12 protein-coding genes are annotated in these 20,228 nt (G+C 56.2%); 4 read left to right on the top strand and 8 right to left on the bottom strand.

Annotated elements, in window-relative coordinates:
- The first annotated feature begins 3 nt into the window (after window positions 1-3).
- The 4 genes from FWJ25_RS15030 to FWJ25_RS15015 all read left to right on the top strand — a co-directional run bounded on the left by FWJ25_RS15030 (window position 4) and on the right by FWJ25_RS15015 (window position 4,760).
- On the top strand, window positions 4-2,265 hold the full coding sequence (locus FWJ25_RS15030; protein ID WP_149601083.1) for a bifunctional diguanylate cyclase/phosphodiesterase: 2,262 nt from the start codon (window positions 4-6) through the stop codon (window positions 2,263-2,265).
- 110 nt (window positions 2,266-2,375) lie between these two features.
- Window positions 2,376-2,879 (top strand): copper chaperone PCu(A)C, encoded by a 504-nt coding sequence (locus FWJ25_RS15025; protein ID WP_149601082.1) that lies wholly within the window; start codon window positions 2,376-2,378, stop codon window positions 2,877-2,879.
- A gap of 177 nt (window positions 2,880-3,056) precedes the next feature.
- Complete coding sequence (locus FWJ25_RS15020) at window positions 3,057-3,854, top strand: transglutaminase domain-containing protein (RefSeq protein WP_149601194.1); 798 nt, start codon at window positions 3,057-3,059, stop codon at window positions 3,852-3,854.
- A gap of 51 nt (window positions 3,855-3,905) precedes the next feature.
- The gene (locus tag FWJ25_RS15015) at window positions 3,906-4,760 is read left to right on the top strand and encodes a transglutaminase family protein (RefSeq protein ID WP_149601081.1); all 855 of its coding nucleotides are present in this window, start codon (window positions 3,906-3,908) and stop codon (window positions 4,758-4,760) included.
- A gap of 17 nt (window positions 4,761-4,777) precedes the next feature.
- Here the strand turns inward: FWJ25_RS15015 and FWJ25_RS15010 are convergent, their stop codons facing one another.
- From FWJ25_RS15010 to FWJ25_RS14970, 8 genes are all read right to left on the bottom strand, one after another.
- Window positions 4,778-5,656, bottom strand: a complete 879-nt coding sequence (locus FWJ25_RS15010; RefSeq protein WP_149601080.1) for a transglutaminase family protein — start codon at window positions 5,654-5,656, stop codon at window positions 4,778-4,780.
- Window positions 5,653-8,223, bottom strand: a complete 2,571-nt coding sequence (locus FWJ25_RS15005) for a circularly permuted type 2 ATP-grasp protein (protein ID WP_223163261.1) — start codon at window positions 8,221-8,223, stop codon at window positions 5,653-5,655. Before FWJ25_RS15005 ends, FWJ25_RS15010 begins: the two co-directional genes overlap by 4 nt.
- 56 nt (window positions 8,224-8,279) lie before the next feature.
- Window positions 8,280-11,660 carry a transglutaminase family protein gene (locus FWJ25_RS15000; protein WP_149601079.1) on the bottom strand — a complete coding sequence of 1,127 codons (3,381 nt, stop codon included), beginning with the start codon at window positions 11,658-11,660 and terminating at the stop codon, window positions 8,280-8,282.
- Between the two features lie 22 nt (window positions 11,661-11,682).
- Window positions 11,683-12,609, bottom strand: coding sequence for an alpha-E domain-containing protein (locus FWJ25_RS14995; RefSeq protein WP_149601078.1), 927 nt, complete (start codon window positions 12,607-12,609; stop codon window positions 11,683-11,685).
- 3 nt (window positions 12,610-12,612) lie between these two features.
- Window positions 12,613-14,061: a circularly permuted type 2 ATP-grasp protein gene (locus FWJ25_RS14990; protein WP_246166855.1), complete on the bottom strand. Its 1,449-nt coding sequence runs from the start codon at window positions 14,059-14,061 to the stop codon at window positions 12,613-12,615.
- A gap of 247 nt (window positions 14,062-14,308) precedes the next feature.
- Window positions 14,309-15,751: a sucrose phosphorylase gene (gene gtfA / locus FWJ25_RS14985; RefSeq protein WP_149601076.1), complete on the bottom strand. Its 1,443-nt coding sequence runs from the start codon at window positions 15,749-15,751 to the stop codon at window positions 14,309-14,311.
- A 21-nt stretch (window positions 15,752-15,772) separates the two neighbouring features.
- Window positions 15,773-18,046, bottom strand: a complete 2,274-nt coding sequence (gene ggpS, locus FWJ25_RS14980; protein WP_149601075.1) for a glucosylglycerol-phosphate synthase — start codon at window positions 18,044-18,046, stop codon at window positions 15,773-15,775.
- 426 nt (window positions 18,047-18,472) lie between these two features.
- Complete coding sequence (locus tag FWJ25_RS14970; RefSeq protein ID WP_188093642.1) at window positions 18,473-20,164, bottom strand: DUF3592 domain-containing protein; 1,692 nt, start codon at window positions 20,162-20,164, stop codon at window positions 18,473-18,475.
- Between the last annotated feature and the right edge of the window lie 64 nt (window positions 20,165-20,228).

The following is a 20,228-nucleotide window of genomic DNA, read 5'->3' as shown; positions in this document are numbered from 1 at the left end:
GACTTGGCCATTCTCAAACGAAACCTCTGGTCCCTTTTCTTCCTGATCATCTTTGGTGGTCTGGTACTGCTCAGCGTGATTCTCTGGTTTCGCTGGCAGGCAATCGTGTCTGATGTAGAAACTTACCAGCTCTCCCGGGCCGAGCTTGTTCATCAGTCCGTCGACAGTGTGCTGCGGACCCAGGAACTCGTGCTCGATGTGGTAGGGCGGGAACTCCTTGGCCAGGAGTCGATGTTTGACGATCAGCGCCATGTGCCCTTGCTTGATAATATCCTGGGTGTGGATGAGTCGCTCGTCGGCTTTGGTCTGGCCCTGCCGGACGGTACGCTGGTCCGAACCACGTCCAATATGGAACTTTCCAAGCTCCCGAACCTGCGGACCAATCCTGACTCAAGGGCGAGCTTTCTTCAGGCCCTTGAATCCAACTCGATGGTGCTGGGGCGCACCTACTTTTTTGAACCCATGGGCACCTGGCTGATCCCTATTCGCAAAGCACTCCGTAACAAGGACGGACAGGTCGAGGCCGTGATGACCGCTGGCTTTCAGTTGAACGCAGGGGATACGGTGTTTGCGAGAGAGCTCCACAGCGGTCCGGACGACAGTATCATGCTGTACCGGGAGTCAGATAACTACGTCCAGTTTCTCTCGGAAGAAGGTGCGGCCCCGGAAGTCTATTCGAGGATCCACCAGACGGAAGCCAAGAAAGCTGAGAACAGGAGGGGATTCGAAGAGTATCTTGGTAGAACCGTTGAGTCGGTGAAGGCCAGTGGAGAAGCCGTTGCCGTTCGCACAAAACGGTACGGGGAACCCTTTATAAGTGCTGCGATCTTCAATGATCGCTATCAACTCTGGACGGTGTCTGAGACCCGTATGGCCCCGGTGTACCGGGCATTTTCGGCTTCGCTGATCCAATACCTGGCCATTTATCTGATCTCCTCCCTGGTACTCTTCAAATGGTTCAGGGTTATTGACCAGTCTGAGCGGAAGCGGCGAAGCGAACTGCTGTATGTTTCACGCCATGATGATCTGACCGGCCTACTGAACCGGTTGGGCCTTCTGGACCGCCTGGATAGCCTGATCCCGGCCAAAAAGCCTTTCAGCCTGGTAGTGATCAATATTGATAACTTTAAAGGTATCAACGACCGGTTCGGGCTGGAAATTGGCGACGAGGCGCTGGTCGAGTTCGCCCGCAGGCTGGCTAATCTTGTGGAACGTCGCGATGACCTTGCTCGCTTGGGAAGCGATGAGTTCGCAATTGTTACTCCAAATACTGATCTTCTCGCCGTTGAAAAGGCCTGCCAGTCTCTGGTCGAAAGTCTCGGTGAAACCATCGAAGTAGATCGCCTGAGGCTGCAGGTGACCGCGAGTATCGGGGTGGCGACATTCCCCAATCACGGCACCTCGTTGAGCAAGGTTATCCGCAGTGCTCACCTCGCGTTGTACGAGGCAAAGCAGAATCGTAATTCGGTGTGTGTGTATCGCAGCGAGATGGAACAAGCCTACCTGCGACGACTATCGGTAGAGCAACGTCTGCGTTATGGGCTGGCAACGAATTCTCTCTTCATGGTGTATCAGCCACAGGTGGATGACCAGCATGAAACCGTTGGTCTGGAGGCGCTGGTGCGTTGGAAGGATGAGGAGCTCGGTTTTGTCTCACCAGCAGAGTTTGTGGAGGTTGCGGAACAGAGCGGGCTGATGATTCCCCTGGGCCGCTTTGTTCTGGAAACGAGCATCAGGGAATACAGTGAACTGAGGAGCAGGATTGGCCGTTCTCTGGAACTGGCCATCAACATTTCTGTCATTCAGTTCCGACAACCGGATTTTGTCACGTCTGTGGTCAAGACCCTGGAAACCTATGACGTTTCGCCGGAAGAGCTGATTCTGGAGATCACCGAAACGCTCTTCATGAACGATTTCAACCGGGTGTTGTTTACTATTGAGCAGCTGAGGGTCATCGGCATCCGGGTATCCATGGATGATTTCGGCACTGGATATTCGTCATTGAGCTTGTTACGAAAGCTTCCGCTGGACGAGCTGAAGATCGATAAGAGCTTCGTTGACAACATTCTGCAGGACGAACGGGCCGCCAATATGATCCGCAGTATTATAGCTATTGCCCAAGGTCATAATATGGAGCTCGTTGCGGAAGGGGTAGAGGAAGCTGAGCAGGCCGAAGCACTGATTGCCATGGGCTGCCGGCGCTTCCAGGGCTATTACTTTCACCGCCCGATGCCGTTGGATGATTTACGGGAAAGGTTGTCGTAGAGGCCTGAACTCTGACGTCCTGCGACCATTAGCCGCAGCCTGAAACTTGGCACCATCATGTTCGATTCCTATCCTGTAAGCCACGAATAACCCCCGGAGGATTCCTGTTCATGATGTCACGCCTGAGTTCGCTTCTTTTTGCCTTGGCCCTTGCTGCTCCAGGTGCCTTTGCGCACGATTACACCGATGGCTCCGTACACATCGACCACCCCTGGAGCCGACCGACGCCGCCGGGCACACCGATGGGAGTTGGCTACATGGCACTCAAGAACAATGGTAAAGAGTCGGTTATCCTCATTGGCGCTCAATCACCTCGTGCCGGCCATATCTCGATCCATGAGTCCAGTATGAAGGACGGAATCATGCGCATGCAGCCGGTTTCCGGAGGACTCGTCATACCGCCCGGCAAGACGGTAAAGCTCCAACCCCACAGCTACCACCTGATGCTGGAAAATCTGAACGCTCCGCTGAAGCCGGGGGAGCGGATTCCCGTAATTCTGCAGTTTGATGGTGCAGAAAGTATCAGCGTTGAACTTGCGGTTGAACCTATGGATGGTGGGGCGCAAGACGGCGCGATGAAGATGGAACATTCCAGTCACGGTATGGCGCAGTAGTCGCTGGAAGGTATTGTTCCTGGACACACCTCAGGAGAAGCAGGTCAGAGTCGTCCGCCCTGAGGGGGCGGTGTAGATATTGCATTGATCCAGAAGCGACTGGGTAAAGTTCCAATGTAACACGCAAGTGTTAGGTTGCGTCCGACCAGACGACCGCGTTCAAGGAGTCAGATGCTTATGTGGATCAGTGCAACCTGTTTGCTCAACTTCAATATTCCAGTTGCGACGCCCTTTATCTTCATGTTGCGGCCTCGCAGCGGTTGGCAGCAGTGGGTAGGTAGGGAGCAATACCTGCTGGCTCCCAGCGTTCCCACTGTAGAATTCACAGATCCTTTTGGTAACCTCTGCCAGAGACTGGTGGCTCCCGCCGGCCAGTTTTCTGTTCAGACATCCTTTGAAGTTGAAACCGCTGAGTTTTCGGATGCGGCCCCTGGCGCACCTTTTGTCGAGGTACAGCAGTTACCTGAGGATACACTTCCGTTCCTGTTGCCTAGCCGGTATTGCGAGTCGGACAGGTTTTCCAGGTTGGCGCAGTCCATCGTCGCAGGCTGTCTTCCCGGATATGACCAGTGCAGTGCCATTGTAGACTACGTTCGCGGCACTACGACATACATGCCTGGTGCCGGGCAGCAGATCGTCAGTGCTTGTGAAGTCAATATGATGCCCCAGGCTGTCTGTCGAGACATGGCTCATCTGGGGATTGCGTGTTGTCGTGCGCTTTCTATTCCAGCACGGATGGTGGTGGGTTATCTGGAGAATCTCCAGCCAATGGACCTGCATGCCTGGTTTGAAGCATATGTTGGCGGAAGGTGGTACACGTTCGATCCTACCCAGGACAATCTTCGAGGGGGGAGAATAGCTGTCGCCTACGGACGGGATGCTGCGGATGTTGCTATCTATACCCAGTTCGGAGATCCGGTCGACCTGCTTCAAATGGATGTTAGTGTTGCCCGGCTGTCCGGGGCGCAGTTGTGATTTGTTGAGACGCCACCGACTATTTGTCATGGTCTTGCTAAGGGAAAGGCAATGAAACGATACAGGATCAGACACAGCACCTGGTACGGGTTCAGTGGCGAAGCCACCTTGGAGCCCCACAAGTTGCGGGTTCGTCCGCGAGTGGATCATGACGTGCGTATCCTGTCGGCAACATTGACGATGAGTCCATCTGCGCGAAGTGTTCACTGGTATCGGGACGTTGAGAATAATTCGGTGGCTGTGGTGGATTTTGATAAGACCTGCGAGGAGCTGGAAATCGTCAGTGAGGTTGAGTTGGAGCACTTCGATCAGGAGCCTCTCGATTTCCTGGTGGAAGATTATGCAGTGGATTTCCCGTTCAGCTACCGGGATGAAGATCTGCTGATACTCAATCCCTATCTGGGGGCGGGCGAGTCATCTGATGCTTTGAAACAATGGTCAGAGCGCATCTGGGATGGGCAGGAGATGATCCAGTCATTCAGTCTGCTGAGCCGCTTGTGCGATGCCATCGAAACCGGTTTTGAATACAAGATACGGGAAGAACCCGGGGTACAGTCGCCGGAGGATACGCTCTCACTGGGCTCGGGTTCCTGCCGTGACTTTGCCAATCTGTTTATTGCGATGGTCCGTCACTTTGGTTTCGCCGCACGTTTTGTGAGTGGCTATCTGTTCGTGCCACCCGGACCGGAGTTTTTTGGTACAACCCACGCCTGGGCCGAAGTTTATATTCCCGGTGCGGGCTGGAAAGGTTTTGATCCCACCAGTGGAGAGATTACCAGTACTACCCATATCCCGGTGGCCGTAGCCCGGAGCCCGGAATCGGTACCACCGGTAGAGGGATCGTTTGTCGGGCCTCCGGGCACGGCCCTGAAGGTGGGGGTCTGGATTACCCTGCTCGACGGCTGAAGCTCTTCGGAACCGGATCAGACCCGAGCAACGTCCACTGAAACATCGAGGGTCTGTTTCCCTCCGCCATCAAAAATGACGCCCCTGAGAGGAGCTACATCTTCGTAGTCGCGGCCCCATGCAGTGACAATATGCTGGCCACTCGGCATGTTGTTGTTGGTGGGGTCAAACTCGAACCAGCCGTCTCCTGGTGAATACACGGCGAACCAGGCGTGGGATGCGTCAGCGCCTACCAGCTTTTCCTGTCCCGGAGGTGGGAGGGTTTCCAGGTATCCACTGACGTACCGGGCAGGGAAACCCAAAGATCTCAGGCACCCAATGGCCAGATGCGCAAAGTCCTGACAGACTCCACGGCGGTGCTTTAGAACCTCATCAAGCGGCGTGGCGATGGTGGAAAACTCCGGATCATACGTGAAGTCCTCAAAGATTCGCTGGGTAATCTCGCGGACGGATGCCAGCAGGGACCGGTCCGGTTTGAAACTCGCTTTGGCATAGTCCCGCAAATCGTCGTTGGCTCGAATCATCGCTGAATCCAGCAGGAACTCCCGTGCCATGAGAGTCGCTTCGTCAGCTGCTTCCACCATGCGTGCGGTTGCTTCCGCAACACTGCAGCCAAGATCAAGGCTGCCTTCTGGCTGGCTTGGTTTTACGTCGATGCGGCTGGTAATGTCGATTTCAAGCGAGCGATGTGGCTCCTGCAACATGAAGTAGCAGTAGTTGTTTCCGAAATAGTCTTTGTGTTCCCGTTGCCAGTCGGCGTTCGGCGAAATGGAGACCTTACGCTCCAGACAGCGCTGAGTATTGGTGCTGCGAGGGAGCAGGTGTGCCTTGTTAAAACACTGGCTGACCGGCTTCTGGTACTCATAGCGTGTGATGTGGCGGATACGATAGATCATTCGTAGTCACTCCAGCGCGTATTGACCAGCTGTTGCGGATTGCTCTTGTGCTCAAAATAGTGGCCTGCAATCAGTGTTGCCGTGTCGTTCATCAGTGTGAACAGTTTTCCCAGCAGTTGGTCCAGGGCGCTTCGCTGACCGTCTTTGTCGAGCTCTGCCAATTGTTCAGGACGACATAGCCTGAGCAGGGTCCGGGCTTCAAGAAGACGGCGGCGTTCTTCGCTCAATATGGACGAAGAAGTAGAATCGCCTGCGTCCTGGAGTTCGCTGAGGTGCTGGGTGAGCTGGTCGAGCTGATACTGCAGAGAGCGTGGGTTTGTGCGGTCGAGCAGCAGCAGTATCAGTGTATTGCGTAATTCGGGCTGGCTGCGGTACCGGCGACGGTATGTCACCAGCACTTCTCCACACATTAATGACGCCTCCAGAACCTGCTCTTCTTCATCCTCACTCAACACTGGCACCAACAGTGCCCTGAGCAGAAGAATGCTTTGCAGGGTTCTTTCCAGGCGCCGTCCCATTTCAAGGAATCGCCATCCGAAGCCGCGGATCATACTTTCCTGGGTCAGGCCGGACAGCGCGAGCAAGCTGGTAATCAACGGATCCAGGGCTTCCTCAGGGGCCGACAGGCTGCCAGGACGCAATTGTTGGGGCAGGTCGTCGAGTGTGTCACGCAGGTCGCTGAGCACCCTGTGAGTGTCCCCAGACAGCATTTCCCGGGCTTCTTCAGTGCAGTTGAGCATGGCATGAAGGTTGGAGCTGACACTGCCAAACCGCTTGCTGTCCAGGATAATCGCGAGCAGTTCAGGTTCCGGATCGGCAACCGTTTCCTTGTTCTCGCTGTTGAATCCGGGATAACTTCCGGTAACGGCGGTGACGCTCCAGAGCAACTGTCGGCGAACACCTTCTGGCAGCGAGTTCACGGCACTCAACTGCATAAATGTGGTTCGCAGAAGGCGGGTTGAGGACTCTGCTCGTTCCGAATACCGGCCCATCCAGAACAGGTTCTCGACGACCCTGCTGGGCAGGTCGCTGCTCAGCTCGCCAGTCAGAGATGTGGTCTGCTGGTCCCGAAGTGTGGTGTACCGCTGGGGTTCCGAAGCGAGAACCCAGGTGTCCTTGCTGGATGCTCCTAACTGGTTGCTGACCACAGTCTGCTTGCTGGAACTGGCTACCCGGGTAAGCCCTCCGGACATGACCGTGTAAGAGCTGTCGTCAGCGACAGCAAAGCCGCGTATCACCGTCGGGCGTGGCTGCAGATTACTCTTGTTTCTGTTCCAGGCCGGGGCAGTTGAGGGGAGATTAGCTATCTGGGCGGCCCAGCGCTCAGGGTTGCGGGCGAGCTTCGCCCGAACCTGGCTGCGTTGTTCGTCGTTAAGGTCACCGGTATAAATACTGTGCTCTCCGGCGCGACGGTGAGTGCTCTTGATGATCAGGTTGTCGAGATTGGCAAACACATATTTGCGGTCGTCAGGATCACCGAGCCACCAGGTATGGACGCTGGGTAGCGATAACTCCCGGCCAAGAAAGAAGTGGCTTACCTGCGGCATATACTTGTGCAGAGCAGGATTTTCCAGAACCCCTGAACCAAGCGGGTTGGCGACGGCTACGTTGCCCGCCCTGACAACTTCCAGCAACCCTGGCACACCGAGATGCGAATCGCCGCGCAATTCCACCGGGTCACACCAGGTATCGTCAACACGGCGGAGAATGACATCAACCCGATGCAGTCCGTCCAGGGATTTCAGCCATACATAGCCATCGCGGACCGTGAGGTCGCCACCCTGAACCAGTGAGTAGCCGAGATAGTTCGCCAGGTAGGTGTGTTCAAAGTAGGTTTCGCTGTAGGCACCGGGGGTCAGAATGACCACCCGTGGTGTGCCGCCATTGGGCGATAGGTTGTTGAGTTTTCGGCGCAGCGCCTGGAAGAAAAGAGCAAGCCTGTGGGCCTGGCTGTCACGGATGAGGCTGGGCAGAATGCGGGACATCACCAGCCTGTTTTCCAGTGCATAGCCTGCGCCACTGGGAGCCTGGGTTCTGTCGGCAACCACCTGGATGGTGCCGTCCGGCCCTCTGACCATGTCGACTGCGTGCAAGATCAGCTGCTGTTCGCCGGGCACGCTGAGCCCGTGGCAGACACGCAGGAAGCTGCTGTGCGACAGAATCAGCTCCGGTGGCAGAATGCGATTGCGGATCAGCTCCTGGGGGCCATACAGGTCCCGCAGTATCAGATCGAACAGTTCAGCACGCTCGCTGAGGCCTGACTCGATGCGGCTCCAGTCCTCGCTGTCGATCAGCATCGGCACCGGGTCCAGCTGCCATTCGCGGGACTTGGACTTCTCACCAACCTGATTGTAGTTGGCACCGTCGTCCCGCAGGATGCGCTGGGCCTTTTGCTGACGATCGAGCAGGCCAGCCGGTCCAAGCTGGGTCAGTGCGTTGAGCACGTATTCCCAGTGTGGTCTGATCTCACCGGATTTCTGGCACGCCTCGTCAAAACGTCCTTCCCAGGGTTGGTACTGGATTTTGGGATCGACGTCGGGCACCGCATTCAGATTTTTAGTGGCCACGTTGGCGGCACCTCAGGCTGGAATCTGAAGGCATCATAGGTAAATTCAGCGACAGTTCAAGTGCGTTTCCTCAGATCCAGTGTCCATGGGTATTCCGCATTGCCCTCTTCAGCCGGTGGTGCCATTGGCTTCGGGCCGTCGGTATGGGGGAAAAACTCCCGCAAAGCTCCGTAGAAGGGTGGTGGCGTAATGGGGCCCGGTGTATGGCCGAACTGATCGAATCGGTTAACCCGCCGGGATTCCGCTTCAAACGGGTTAACCGGTTGCGTGTCGTAGCTCCGGCCGCCGGGGTGGCTTACGTGGTAGGTGCAACCGCCGATGGAATGACCGTTCCAGGTATCAATCAGATCGAACACCAGTGGAGCATGCACGCCTATGGTGGGGTGAAGAGCCGAAGGCGGGTTCCAGGCCCGGTAGCGCACACCGCCGACGTATTCTCCCTGGACTCCGGTACTTCGCAGAGGTACCCGTCGCCCGTTGCAGCTCAGGACGTAGCGATTGTCGGTGAGCCCGGTCACCCTTGTCTGCAGGCGCTCCACAGAGGAATCCACGTAGCGCGCAGTACCAAAGCTTGACACTTCCTCACCCAGAACATGCCAGGGCTCAATGGCCCACCGTAGTTCGATCTGCATATCATCGACCTGGACACGGCCATAGTGAGGGAAGCGGAACTCCTCAAACGGCGCCAGCCACTCGAGCTGGAAGGGGAGCCCGTGATCCTGGAGATCCTTGACCACGCCCCGCAGATCCGACCATACGTAATGTGGCAGCATGAAGCGATCATGGAGCTGAGTGCCCCAGCGTACCAGGGGCTTCCGGTAGGGGGCTTTCCAGAATCGGGCAACCAGGGCCCGCAGAAGGAGAGTCTGTACCAGGGACATCTGTGGGTGTGGCGGCATCTCGAAGCCCCGGAATTCCAGAATGCCCTGGCGTCCGGAGGCGGTGCCCGGAGAATAGAGTTTATCGATACAGAACTCCGAGCGGTGGGTGTTCCCGGTGATGTCCACCAGTAGATTGCGCATCAGGCGGTCTACCAGCCAGGGTTTGTCCACCAGCCCCTCGGGCATTTGCTGGAAGGCAATCTCCAGTTCATAGAGTGCTTCATCGCGGCCTTCATCCACCCGTGGCGCCTGGCTGGTCGGGCCAATGAACATGCCGGAAAACAGATACGACAGGCTCGGATGGTGCTGCCAGTAGGTGACCAGGGAACGCAGCAGGTCCGGTCGGCGCAGTAGCGGGCTGTCTTCCGGAGTGGCGGCGCCCAGGGTCACGTGGTTGCCGCCGCCGGTGCCGCCGTGACGGCCATCGACCATGAACTTCTCGGTGCCCAGACGAGACAGCCGGGCCTCTTCGTATAGCGATGTTGTGTTGTCTACCAGTTCCTGCCAGCTGCCGGCAGGGTGGATGTTGACTTCAATGACGCCAGGGTCGGGTGTGACCAGCAGTTTCTGCAGGCGCGGGTCCCGCGGTGGTTCATAACCCTCGATGACAACGGGCAATTCGAGTTCCGCGGCGGTGTGTTCGATGTGGTTGATCAGATCCACATAGTGTTCAAGCTGGCGGATGGGCGGTAGGAACAGGTGCAGACGACCGTTCCGGGGTTCGATACTTAAGGCCGTGCGGAGTACGTCGGTGTAAACCGTTGCTTTCGGGCTTTCCAGATCCGCATCCGCCTCGGTATTCATCATCTGGCGTGTGTCAGCGGGGTTGGGGTGCTCTGGCGGTGCCATGGCGGCAAATGGCCGATAGCCAGGCAGCGGAGCCTTGTCGTCAAACGGATCGGCGTCTGCTTCGAAGTGCAGTTCGTCTTCCGCAGTCTGAGGCAGGCTGTTCAGTGGCAGGCGGAACCCCAGGGGGGAGTCCCCGGGAATCAGGATGAGCTTCTCTGTGCGAAGCTCCCATGGAGTAGAGCGCCATCCGGCAGAAGCTGCGTTCCAACCCAGGGGCAGGACCAGTCCGCTCGGAGTATCCAGCCCCCTTGTCAGCAACCGGGCCAATCGCTTGCGGTCCAGGTCATCCTTCAGGTCATATTTTTTGGAGTCCACATTGGCAGGCAGCTGCTGCTCCTGCATCAGATAATGCAGGCTATCCTCGTGAGCGTCGATCAGGTATCGGGTCGGCAGTCCGAGGTTGCGGCACAGGGTTGCCATAAACCGCCGGGCATCATCGACATCGTGACCATAGTCTTTATCGACCCGGGCAAGCAGTTCGCTGTCGTGCCACAGGGGCTCGCCATCAGTCCGCCAGAAGCAACCGAGCGCCCAGCGGGGCACTTCCTCGCCCGGGTACCACTTGCCCTGGCCATAGTGGAGCAGTCCCGTCGGCGCGAAGCGATTGCGCAGCCGCAGGAGGAGATCTTTGGCGAGGCGGAGTTTGTCATCACCCAGGGCTTCGATGTTCCACTGGGCGGAGTCCATGTCGTCAATGGACACAAAGGTAGGTTCGCCGCCCATGGTCAGGCGGACATCGCCGTCGTCCAGCTCCTGGTCGATCATCTTGCCCAAGGCGTCGATACAGGCCCACTGGTCCTCGCTGTACGGTTTGGTTACCCGGGGATCTTCGTGGATGCGGGTAACAGTATTGCTGTAGTCAAAGGTGGTTTCGCATTTGTCGGTGTATCCGGTCATCGGAGCCGCCGATTCCGGGCTGGGAGTGCAAGCCAGGGGGATATGGCCTTCGCCGGCAAACAGGCCGGATGTAGGATCCAGTCCTACCCATCCGGCCCCTGGGATAAACACTTCACACCAGGCGTGAAGATCTGTGAAATCTTCCTCGGCGCCGGACGGGCCGTCCAGTGCCTCCTGATCCTGTTTCAATTGCACCAGATAGCCCGAGGCAAAGCGTGCAGCAAGCCCCAGATGGCGAAGTATCTGGACCATCAGCCAACTGGTGTCACGACACGAGCCTTTTTTGAGGGTCAGGGTTTCTTCACTGCTCTGTACGCCCGGTTCCAGCCGGATACCATAACCGATTTCCTGTTGCAGACGCTGGTTGATATTTACCAGGAAGTCGATGATACGGATCTTGTCCCGGGGGACGGATTTAACCCACGTCTTGAGCAGATCGCTGTTTTCCGTGACTTCGAGATAGGGCTCCAGCTCTTTTGCCAGGGTTTTGTCATACTTGAACGGGTAATGCTCTGCGTAGTCTTCCACAAAGAAGTCAAACGGGTTAATCACCGTCATGTCGGCGATGACTTCCACTTCAATTTTCAGAGAGGTGGCCTTTTCCGGGAATACCAGACGGGCAATGTAATTGCCGAATGGGTCCTGCTGCCAGTTGATGAAATGATCTGCAGGCTCGATTTTCAGGCTGTAGCCATGGATATGAGTCCTGCTATGAGGCGCTGGGCGAAGTCGCAGTTGATGTGGCGACAGCTTTACTGGCCGGTCAAAACGGTACTCTGTGACATGATTGATCGCGATGCGGATGGTCACGTTACGGGCCTCTCGTGGCTATTCAGGCTGGAAACCAGGTTTGGGCAATACGATTACCAAGATGACTGAGCGCAATCTGAAGGTCGTTCAGAAACTCCCTGAGCTCCAGTCCCAGATCGGATTCCGATTCAATCGGATGACTGCCGGGATCCACTTTCTTGATCAACTCCACTACTTTGTCGCAATGGGGCAGCTTTCCTGCTGATATTCTGAGCTGAGTCAGACAGGAGGCAACGCTGCGTGGAAAGTACTCGTCTTCCAACAGGTAAGAGGCAACATAGGGGCCAGCGACGGATAACCTCACCGAGCGACGATAGCTGGTGTAAGCGCTGGCTGAGAGCAGTACATTGGTCCACACCACCTTGCGCAGGTTGATGTTGGCGTCGCCATTTGCTGCGAGAAGGGCTGAGGCGCCAGCATCCACAATACGGGTAGTCATATCCGCCCGTTCGAGGTTGCGCCCGAGCTTGATGAACTGCCACGGGGCATCGTGACTCATGGTGCTGGAAAACAGGCCGTACAGCATCTGGCATCTGGAGACGATTTGATCAAGGAATTCGTGGCGCTTGCTGCGGTTGATGCCCAGACGGATGTTGTTGACGGCGTAAAGATAGAGCTCGTTAATGTACTCCCAGCTTTCCACTGGCAGTACATCGCGGCTGGTGCGGATGTTCTCGCGAAGCATGTGCAATGACGACAGCATGGAACTTGGGTTGCTGTCGTCAGCGAGCATGAATTTTACGACATTGTGCTCGCTACGAATCTGATAGCGCTCGCTAAACAGGTCGGCCACGCTGTTGAGCTCGACCAATGAGTACCAGCTGATGTTTACATCCCGTGGCAGGTCGAAAAGGAGTTTGTCATAGACACCCACCAGTCGGGCAGTATTTTCAACCCGCTCCATATAGCGGGCAGCCCAGTACAGACGTTCGGCAACTTTGGATAACATGGTTTACTCCTCACCGTCTTCGACAATCCAGGTGTCTTTACTTCCCCCGCCCTGGGAGGAGTTAACTACAAGCGAGCCTTTCTTCATTGCAACCCGGGTAAGGCCCCCGGTTGTTACGAAGGTGTCCTTGCCCTGGAGAATGAAGGGGCGAAGGTCCAGGTGGCGGGGCTCCAGCCGGCCTTGTTCCACCAGGGTCGGGGCGGTGGAAAGCGACAGTGTCGGTTGAGCAATATAGTTGCGGGGGTTCTCCTGGATCAGCTTCGCGAACTGCGCCTGATCCTTCTTGGTAGAATGCGGACCAACCAGCATGCCGTAGCCGCCGGATTCGTTAGCGGGTTTAACCACCAGTTTGTCGAGATTTTCCAGCACATAGGCGCGTTGTTCGGGATCCTCGCACAGATAGGTTTCCACGTTCTTGAGGATCGGCTCTTCGTTGAGATAGTAGCGAATAATCTCAGGGACATAGGCATACACCACCTTGTCGTCTGCGACGCCGGCACCGGGGGCATTGGCCAGTGCTACCTTGCCCTTCTGCCAGGCGCGCATCAGTCCCGGTACACCGAGCACGGAATCCTTCTGAAACACCTCGGGGTCAAGGAATAAATCGTCAATGCGGCGGTAAATAACGTCAACCCGTTCAAGTCCGCTGATGGTGCGCATGTAGACACAATCATCGTCACCAACGACCAGATCAGAACCTTCCACCAGTTCAACCCCCATCTGCTGGGCGAGGAAAGTGTGTTCGAAATAGGCCGAGTTAAAGATGCCGGGTGTCAGCACCACGATGACGGGGGTGCGTACTTTTCGTGGAGACAGTGACTGAAGGGTATCGAACAGGTTTGAGCAGTAATCGTTTACCGGAAGAATATCATCCTGCTCGAAGAGCTCCGGCAGGACGCGTTTGGTGATCGCGCGGTTTTCAAGCATATAGGAAACGCCTGACGGTACCCGCAGGTTATCTTCCAGAACGTAGAACTCGCCGTCGCCGTCCCGTACCAGGTCGGTTCCACAGATATGGGCCCAGACCCCCAGCGGAGGGTTGATACCCACACATTCGGGTCGGAAATTCTTCGACTTGGTGATGATTTCCTCAGGAACGATACCGTCCTTAAGAATTTTCTGGTCGTGGTACAGGTCATCGATAAACAGGTTCAGGGCCTTCAGTCGCTGCGTGAGGCCGGCCGCGGTTGTACGCCACTGTCGGGCCGAAATAGTGCGCGGGACAATGTCGAAAGGCCAGGCCCGGTCGATGGTGCCTTCGTCGGTGTATACCGTGAAGCTGACGCCCATTTCCTGGATCGTAGCTTCTGCCATCTGGCGTCGGGATTCGATTTCCTCGGGAGGAAGCGACTCCAGGTAGGTGACCAACTGTTTGGCGGGCGGACGGATGCTACCGTCGTGGCTTACCAGCTCATCGAAAAATCCGTTGGGGTCGTACGATTTCCAATCCATTGTCATAGGAAAACCTGCTAATCATGCTGAGGCTGCGGGTTTGATCCATTTTGGTGCAGTGCTGAAATTGATGTTGCACCATAATGGTTCGCTGAGCCTTGGGGGCTCCTGGAATGCGCAGTCTCCGGTGCTTGGGCTGTGCGTTCTTATGCCTCAGCAACAAATGGGCCACAGTAAAGACTATTTGTTACAAACCTAATCATAGTTCGGATCAAGACGCGGGCCAGGATATCTGAGATTGAATGTTTCAGAACTCGAGGTCCCGAGTCTCCCCACTCTTCACGTCGACATACTGGATTTTTGAGGTGTTGAAATTAAGATCCACAAACAGGTGGCAGTAGTGCTCGCCATGTCGCCAGGCCATAGCAACGCTGGAATCATTGGAGTAGTTAAGTTCGAAATGTCCATCGAAGGCGGGGTAGTTGGTGCGGAACTTCATAAGTGTGAGCAAGCGCTGGACCACCGGTTTTTCCATGGCTTCATCCATCTCATTCAGGGTGTAGTAATTGCGGTTAATATCCCGTAGCTCTCCGGTCTTCTCCATCAGCTCCTGATCGTTACATCCTGCGAGCAGGCCCACGTAATACACCTGGGGGATACCTGGTGTGAAAAACTGGATGGCCCGGGCGGCGATGTAGGCATCGTCGTTCTGCATGAGAGCGTCATAGAAGGTGCAGGTGAGCTGATAGATGGCTCCAACGCTGTGAATATTAGCGGCGGAACGACGCATGATCGGATCGGCACTGCGGGCATCGATGTTGTCGATCAGGACCTTGATTTTGTCATCCGGCAGTACGCCTTCCACATCGGGAATGCAGATGCCGTCATGGGTGTCCAGAACGGTGACCATGTTACGGGGGCACATGCGAAGCCAGTTCTTCAGGTAGACGCTGTTGGCATCCAGCAAAGAATAGAGCAATAGCGGGGGCAGGGCGAAACCGTAGGGGTGCATGTTGCGCCGGCTGATGGCGTATTGGTAGCTGGTGTGATCATGCACTTCGGGCAGGCATTCGGCGCCGTGCTTGAACGCCACTTCATTGATCCAGTCGAGAATCCGATAGACCTCAGGTTCCACCAGGAAACAACTGGTGCCAATTCGTTTGGTGGTGTAGCCGAAGGCGTCCAGACGCAGCAGGTTTACCCCCTTTGACGTCAGAAAACCGATATAGCTTTCCATCAGTCTGTAGGCCAGGTCGCCGTCGTAGTTAAGATCAATCTGTTGCTCGGTGAATGTGCACCAGACGCGGGTTTTCGTGCCGTCCGCGAGGGTGACTTCACGGAAAGGTTCTTTCTCCTTGCGAATGTGTATCTTCGCCATGTCATCCGGTGAAATGTCGCCGAACCTGTCAACGTGCACGAACAGGTCGGCGTATTCCGAGTCGAAGCCATTGGCAATAAAATCCCTGAACTCCGGGGACTCATCGGAAATATGATTGACCGTAAGATCTACGCACAGGTCGTACTTGCCGGTGAATGCTTCAATGTCATCCCAGGTGCCAAAGGCCGGATCCACCTCTTTATGGGTGAGAGGGGAGAAGCCGCCGTCTGCATTTGAGGGGAAGAACGGCAGTATATGGAGGCCACCGATGGCATCGGACAGATGCTTTTCCACGGCGGTATGGAGGTCGGTCAGGTTATTGCCGATCCGGTCCGGATAGCAGATCAGTTGTACTGCATTTTTGAGCAGCATGTTCGGACTCCTGTCTGATGATCAGGCGGCATTCTGGCCGATGGATATAATTTTCCTGAGCTTTGTAGTGCGACGCTCTTCGACAGAATCGATAAACTCCTGTCCCCAGTAGCCGATGTCGTAGCGGCATACGACTTCGAACGCCTCACTCAGCCGGTTCCTGGCTTCGCTCCGACTCATGGCCAGGGCGTAGTAACAGGTGTCTGCAAGATCCTGCGGGTGATGCGGGTTGGCGAGAATGGCACCACGAAGCTCTGCCGCGGCGCCGGCGAATTCTGACAACACCAGTACGCCGCTGCCTTGAGTCAGGCCCTGAGTTGCAATGTATTCCTTGGCCACCAGGTTCAGACCATCCCGCAATGGGGTAATCCACATCACATCCGCCATGGTGTAGTAAGCCACCAGTTCTTCGAAGGGCAGGGCGCGGAAGAAGAACTGCACCGGTGTCCAGCCGACCCGGGCGAACTGACCGTTGATGCGGCCTACCGTCTGCTCAATCTGCGAGAGCAATTCTTCGTAGATGGTCATGCCTTTGGCCGCGGGTACACACACCATCATCAGAGTGACTTTGGTTTCCAGTTCAGGATGCTCGTTCAGCATTCGCTCGTAGGCGTGAAGCTTTTCCAGAATGCCTTTGGTGAAGTCCAGGCGTTCCACCGAGAGGATCAACCGAACGTCTTCGAGTTCTTTGCGCAGGGTTTCCATGCGGGCCTGTACGTCCTGGTCTGCCAGTGCCGTTCGAACCCGGTTAAGGTCGAGTCCTACAGGGTGTGCGCCGAGACCGATCCGGCGATCATTTACCTTGATCTCGGTACTCATTTCGTCGAGTCCGACTGCACAGCCATACGTCAGGAAACGAGGGGCACAGCCGGCTTTCTGTGTGACTTCCAGTGGGGTGACGCCGCGGGCGACATCGACAAAGTTTTCCGCCTGCTTCGGAATATGAAAGCCGATGTGGTCGCATTGCAGAAGACTGCCAATGATTTCCCGACGCCACGGCAATACATTGAACACGTCCGCAGAAGGGAAGTAGGTGTGATGGAAGAAGGCAATGGTTACATCCGGTCTCAGTTCCCTGAGGTAGGCGGGAACCATCCAGAGGTTATAGTCGTGAATCCAGACTACGGCATTTTCTGCTGCCTCTGCGGCGGTCCTTTCGGCGAATAGCTTGTTGACCTTCAGGAATACCTGCCAGTGATCATCGCGGAAGGTTGCCCGTTCCCAGAAGGTATGGAGGGTTGGCCAGAACGCCTCCTTGGAGAAGCGTTTATAGAAGATTTCGACGTCGTCTTTGGTGAGTGGAACACGGGCTGCCACAAGCTTCTCATAGCGGCTGGTGTCCACTTCAGTGTGGGTCTGGAAAGGGCCGAGGTCGGGATCGTCGATGGACCAGGCTACCCAGGAACCGGCTTTACCATCGGCAAAGAAACTCAGCAGCGTGGGGATAATGCCGTTGGGAGATTTGGGGCGTCGGCGAATCAGTTCGCCATTTTCCACCACTTCCTCATAGGGCAGACGATGGTAAACGATAACGAGGTCGGATTTACCGGAGCTCATGGCATCCGGGATTTCCGCTTCGATGCCGGCATGGCCGAGATAACCAAAATGTTCGAAGGCTTCGAGAATACCGCCACAACCGGATGTGTCGGCATGGTAGACGCGGGCCTGATGTTCTGTGGCCTCCAGCAGGGCGGTTTCAGACGCTCCGACACAGACGCCCTTGAAGGCATGCTGGTACATGGACAGGTCGTTGAGAGTGTCGCCGGCGACCAGGACGGTTTCCGGGTCCACCCCGAGATGCTCTACCAGTCGCGTCAAGGTACTGCCCTTGTTGACGCCACGGGGAAGAATATCGAGATATTTGCCTGCCGAGAAAAGTACATCGCAGGACAGAGCTTCGGCCTGTTTGCGTAATTCATCTCCGACCAGTTCGCTGTCGCAGAAGTAGGAAACCCGGCGCTCCTGGGGGACTTCCTGTCGTTGCAGGCCATCGAAAGCGCTGAGCGCATCTTCTACCGTCTGTTCGCCAGGCCAGAGTTCGTCGATTTCACCTTGTATGGGGTGGATGGCCTGTTGGGTGCCGCCGTGAACCACCGTGCAGCCAACGTCGCAGATAATGTAGTCGGGCACCGGGATGGTGGGGTCAGAAAGCAGGGGAAGAACCGATTCGAGACCTCGTCCGGTGACGAACACCAGATCAATTTCAGGGTGGGCAGAGATCAGTTGGTAGAGCTTGAGGCGATGGTCCGGGTGGCCGGCGAGAAATGTGCCGTCCAGATCGGTTGCCAGTAGCATGTTGGACTCCTGTACAAGTTCATAGTCTGTCCAGGAGTTCAGCAAAACATTGCATGTAGTGGGTAGGGAGCCTCTGCGTACCTGCAACGCTTTGCTGAACTAGAGGACTCCTGACAGGTTACCTGCAGGTTTCGTACCGGTCTGGATTCAGGCATCACGGGCTGGGGCCGGGTTTCTGTAAATAACCCAGCGAAAACAGAGGAGTGGAGCGCTGATGCCAGCGCTCCCTAACGTACAGCAAACACTAAGATATTGCTGTGCTTGACAATAACTGCACTATTTTGGTGCGCAATGTGAAGCCTGTCGCCTGCACCGGGCGGGTGAGATGCCATCACAATAAGGTCTGCTCCGGTGCTCTTGATGTCATCTTATGATACGTGGCAAGTCTCCTTGCCGCGGCAGCGACAATTGACTACTTGCCATCTCTCAGTGCAGACCAAGCAGCTTGATCAGGTTGTCCCGAAACGCCTCCGCAACCGGGCGTCCGGCAATGCCCTCGGCCAGGCGTATTTTCTTGTTGCCGTCCCGGAACGCGAGGGAAAAGTATTCAATGGTACGGTTGCCGGATGTCATCGAGCTGCCTCCGACTAACTCAATCTGACCGGGATTGACCAGCATGCCCGAACGCTTCCACAGCGCGATACCGCACCAGTAGCGGATTGCTTCAACCTGGCTGGAGGAAATGGTGACCTTGAGACTGCGCCCAAGCATGAACAGGCCTCCCAGCAACATGGGAAAGCCGAACAGGCCGAAGACCAGCGCCATGATGTAGAGCATGAACCCTTCTGTCGCAGCAGTATAAGCGAGGAAGACACTGGCACCTCCAAAAATGAGGCCAAACAGCAAGAGCATCATTTTCATGGTCATGTTCCGGCCTATGCGGCTTGTCAGCACCATTCCCCGGGCTGACATTTCCACATCGATCTGTTCCGCCGCATCGGTCAGCGCCTCGATTTTGCCCATGCGTTCGTGGTGTTCAACATGAGGCTGGCTGAGGCTGATACTGGAACGCTGGGTCCCCTCGACGACAGGCACCTCAAACGTGCGCTCCAGAGGTACAGGTTTTGTCGGGCCTTTCAGCACTAGTCGCCAGGTTACCTGATCACGGCCGTCCTCATCGGTTGCCGGCAGGTTGGTGGGAGGTTCAAAGCGGAACGCCAGTGCAGAACCTCCCGTCCGGGTTATGAGTTCCGGAACCTGATCCATCTGCCAGATGACGGATTCACTTCGCCGGCTGTTTTTGCCCTGGGTGATCCGTACCCGGATGCATTGGAGGGTGACGTTCCAGCCGGCGTCGCTTACCTCACGGGAGAGCCGGATGTGGCCGGCGATATCACCGCCAACCTGGCCCGGCGCCGGGTCCAGCGTCAGTGGTGTGGGGCCGTAGTAGAGCCAGTTCCTCCGTGACACCCAGGCCATGCGTGCCAGCCAGAGCCCGACAAGCGGGAACAACAGTACTGCGAGTATGGGCCAGTTGCCGTCATCCAGTTCACCGGGAATGGCGATCACCGCAGGGGCACTGATCCCGAGGAACATGAAGGCCATGAAGGCGAACGCCCAGAAACCGTGTTTTTCGGAGGACGCGATTTCGTCCGTCGCCCGGAAGTCCTCTACGGAACTCCGTTTGCGGGTACCCATGTAAATCACGAACAGACCGGCGACACTGAAGACCGACCCGAACACACTGGCAAACAGCAGTTTTTTCCAGCGAAGATCCCTGACCAGATAGCTCTCGGTAGGGTTGTCGGGGTTGATCCAGGCGGTCACCTGGCCACGGGCCTGTGCGCTGCGTAGCTTTTGCAGTGTGTTCTGGTGGAAGTCGCCGATGTTGTCGCTTCCCCAGTCGTAGCTGACGCGGGAACCCGAGTAGCTACGCCCGTTGAACTGGTAACGATAACTGGCCTTGATGGAGTAGGTATCGGAGTCGTCACTGGTGCTGGTTATGAGGTTGACCTGGTCCAGGGTCACCGCTACCCGGGTCCAGTTGGCGGTCGAGAAATGTGTATAGAGGGTGTGGGCAGGGCCTGCTAGCAGGATGCCAAGCCCGGGAAGGGCAAACAGTAAACCAAAGACAATAATGCCAAGATGCGATTTCCGGTTTTTCTTTTTTTCTGCCACAGTGTTACTGCCTTCCGTATGCTCGTGTGTCCGGGTGAACGGATAATCTAGCAAGCTTCCGCAG

Origin of the sequence: Marinobacter salinexigens, assembly GCF_008370345.1 — a bacterium.
In the GTDB taxonomy this organism is placed as follows: Bacteria; Pseudomonadota; Gammaproteobacteria; order Pseudomonadales; family Oleiphilaceae; genus Marinobacter; species Marinobacter salinexigens.
Note: the sequence above shows the minus strand (reverse complement) of the source record. Positions and strands in the feature narration are given on the sequence as shown.

What these genes read in the sequence shown, in the direction of transcription:
- FWJ25_RS15025 (WP_149601082.1), top strand. Translation starts at nt 2,376, where the DNA reads ATGATGTCACGCCTGAGTTCGCTTCTTTTTGCCTTGGCCCTTGCTGCT.
- FWJ25_RS15020 (WP_149601194.1), top strand. Translation starts at nt 3,057, where the DNA reads ATGTGGATCAGTGCAACCTGTTTGCTCAACTTCAATATTCCAGTTGCG.
- FWJ25_RS15015 (WP_149601081.1), top strand. Translation starts at nt 3,906, where the DNA reads ATGAAACGATACAGGATCAGACACAGCACCTGGTACGGGTTCAGTGGC.
- FWJ25_RS15010 (WP_149601080.1), bottom strand. Translation starts at nt 5,656, where the DNA reads ATGATCTATCGTATCCGCCACATCACACGCTATGAGTACCAGAAGCCG.
- FWJ25_RS14995 (WP_149601078.1), bottom strand. Translation starts at nt 12,609, where the DNA reads ATGTTATCCAAAGTTGCCGAACGTCTGTACTGGGCTGCCCGCTATATG.
- FWJ25_RS14990 (WP_246166855.1), bottom strand. Translation starts at nt 14,061, where the DNA reads ATGGATTGGAAATCGTACGACCCCAACGGATTTTTCGATGAGCTGGTA.
- gtfA (WP_149601076.1), bottom strand. Translation starts at nt 15,751, where the DNA reads ATGCTGCTCAAAAATGCAGTACAACTGATCTGCTATCCGGACCGGATC.
- ggpS (WP_149601075.1), bottom strand. Translation starts at nt 18,046, where the DNA reads ATGCTACTGGCAACCGATCTGGACGGCACATTTCTCGCCGGCCACCCG.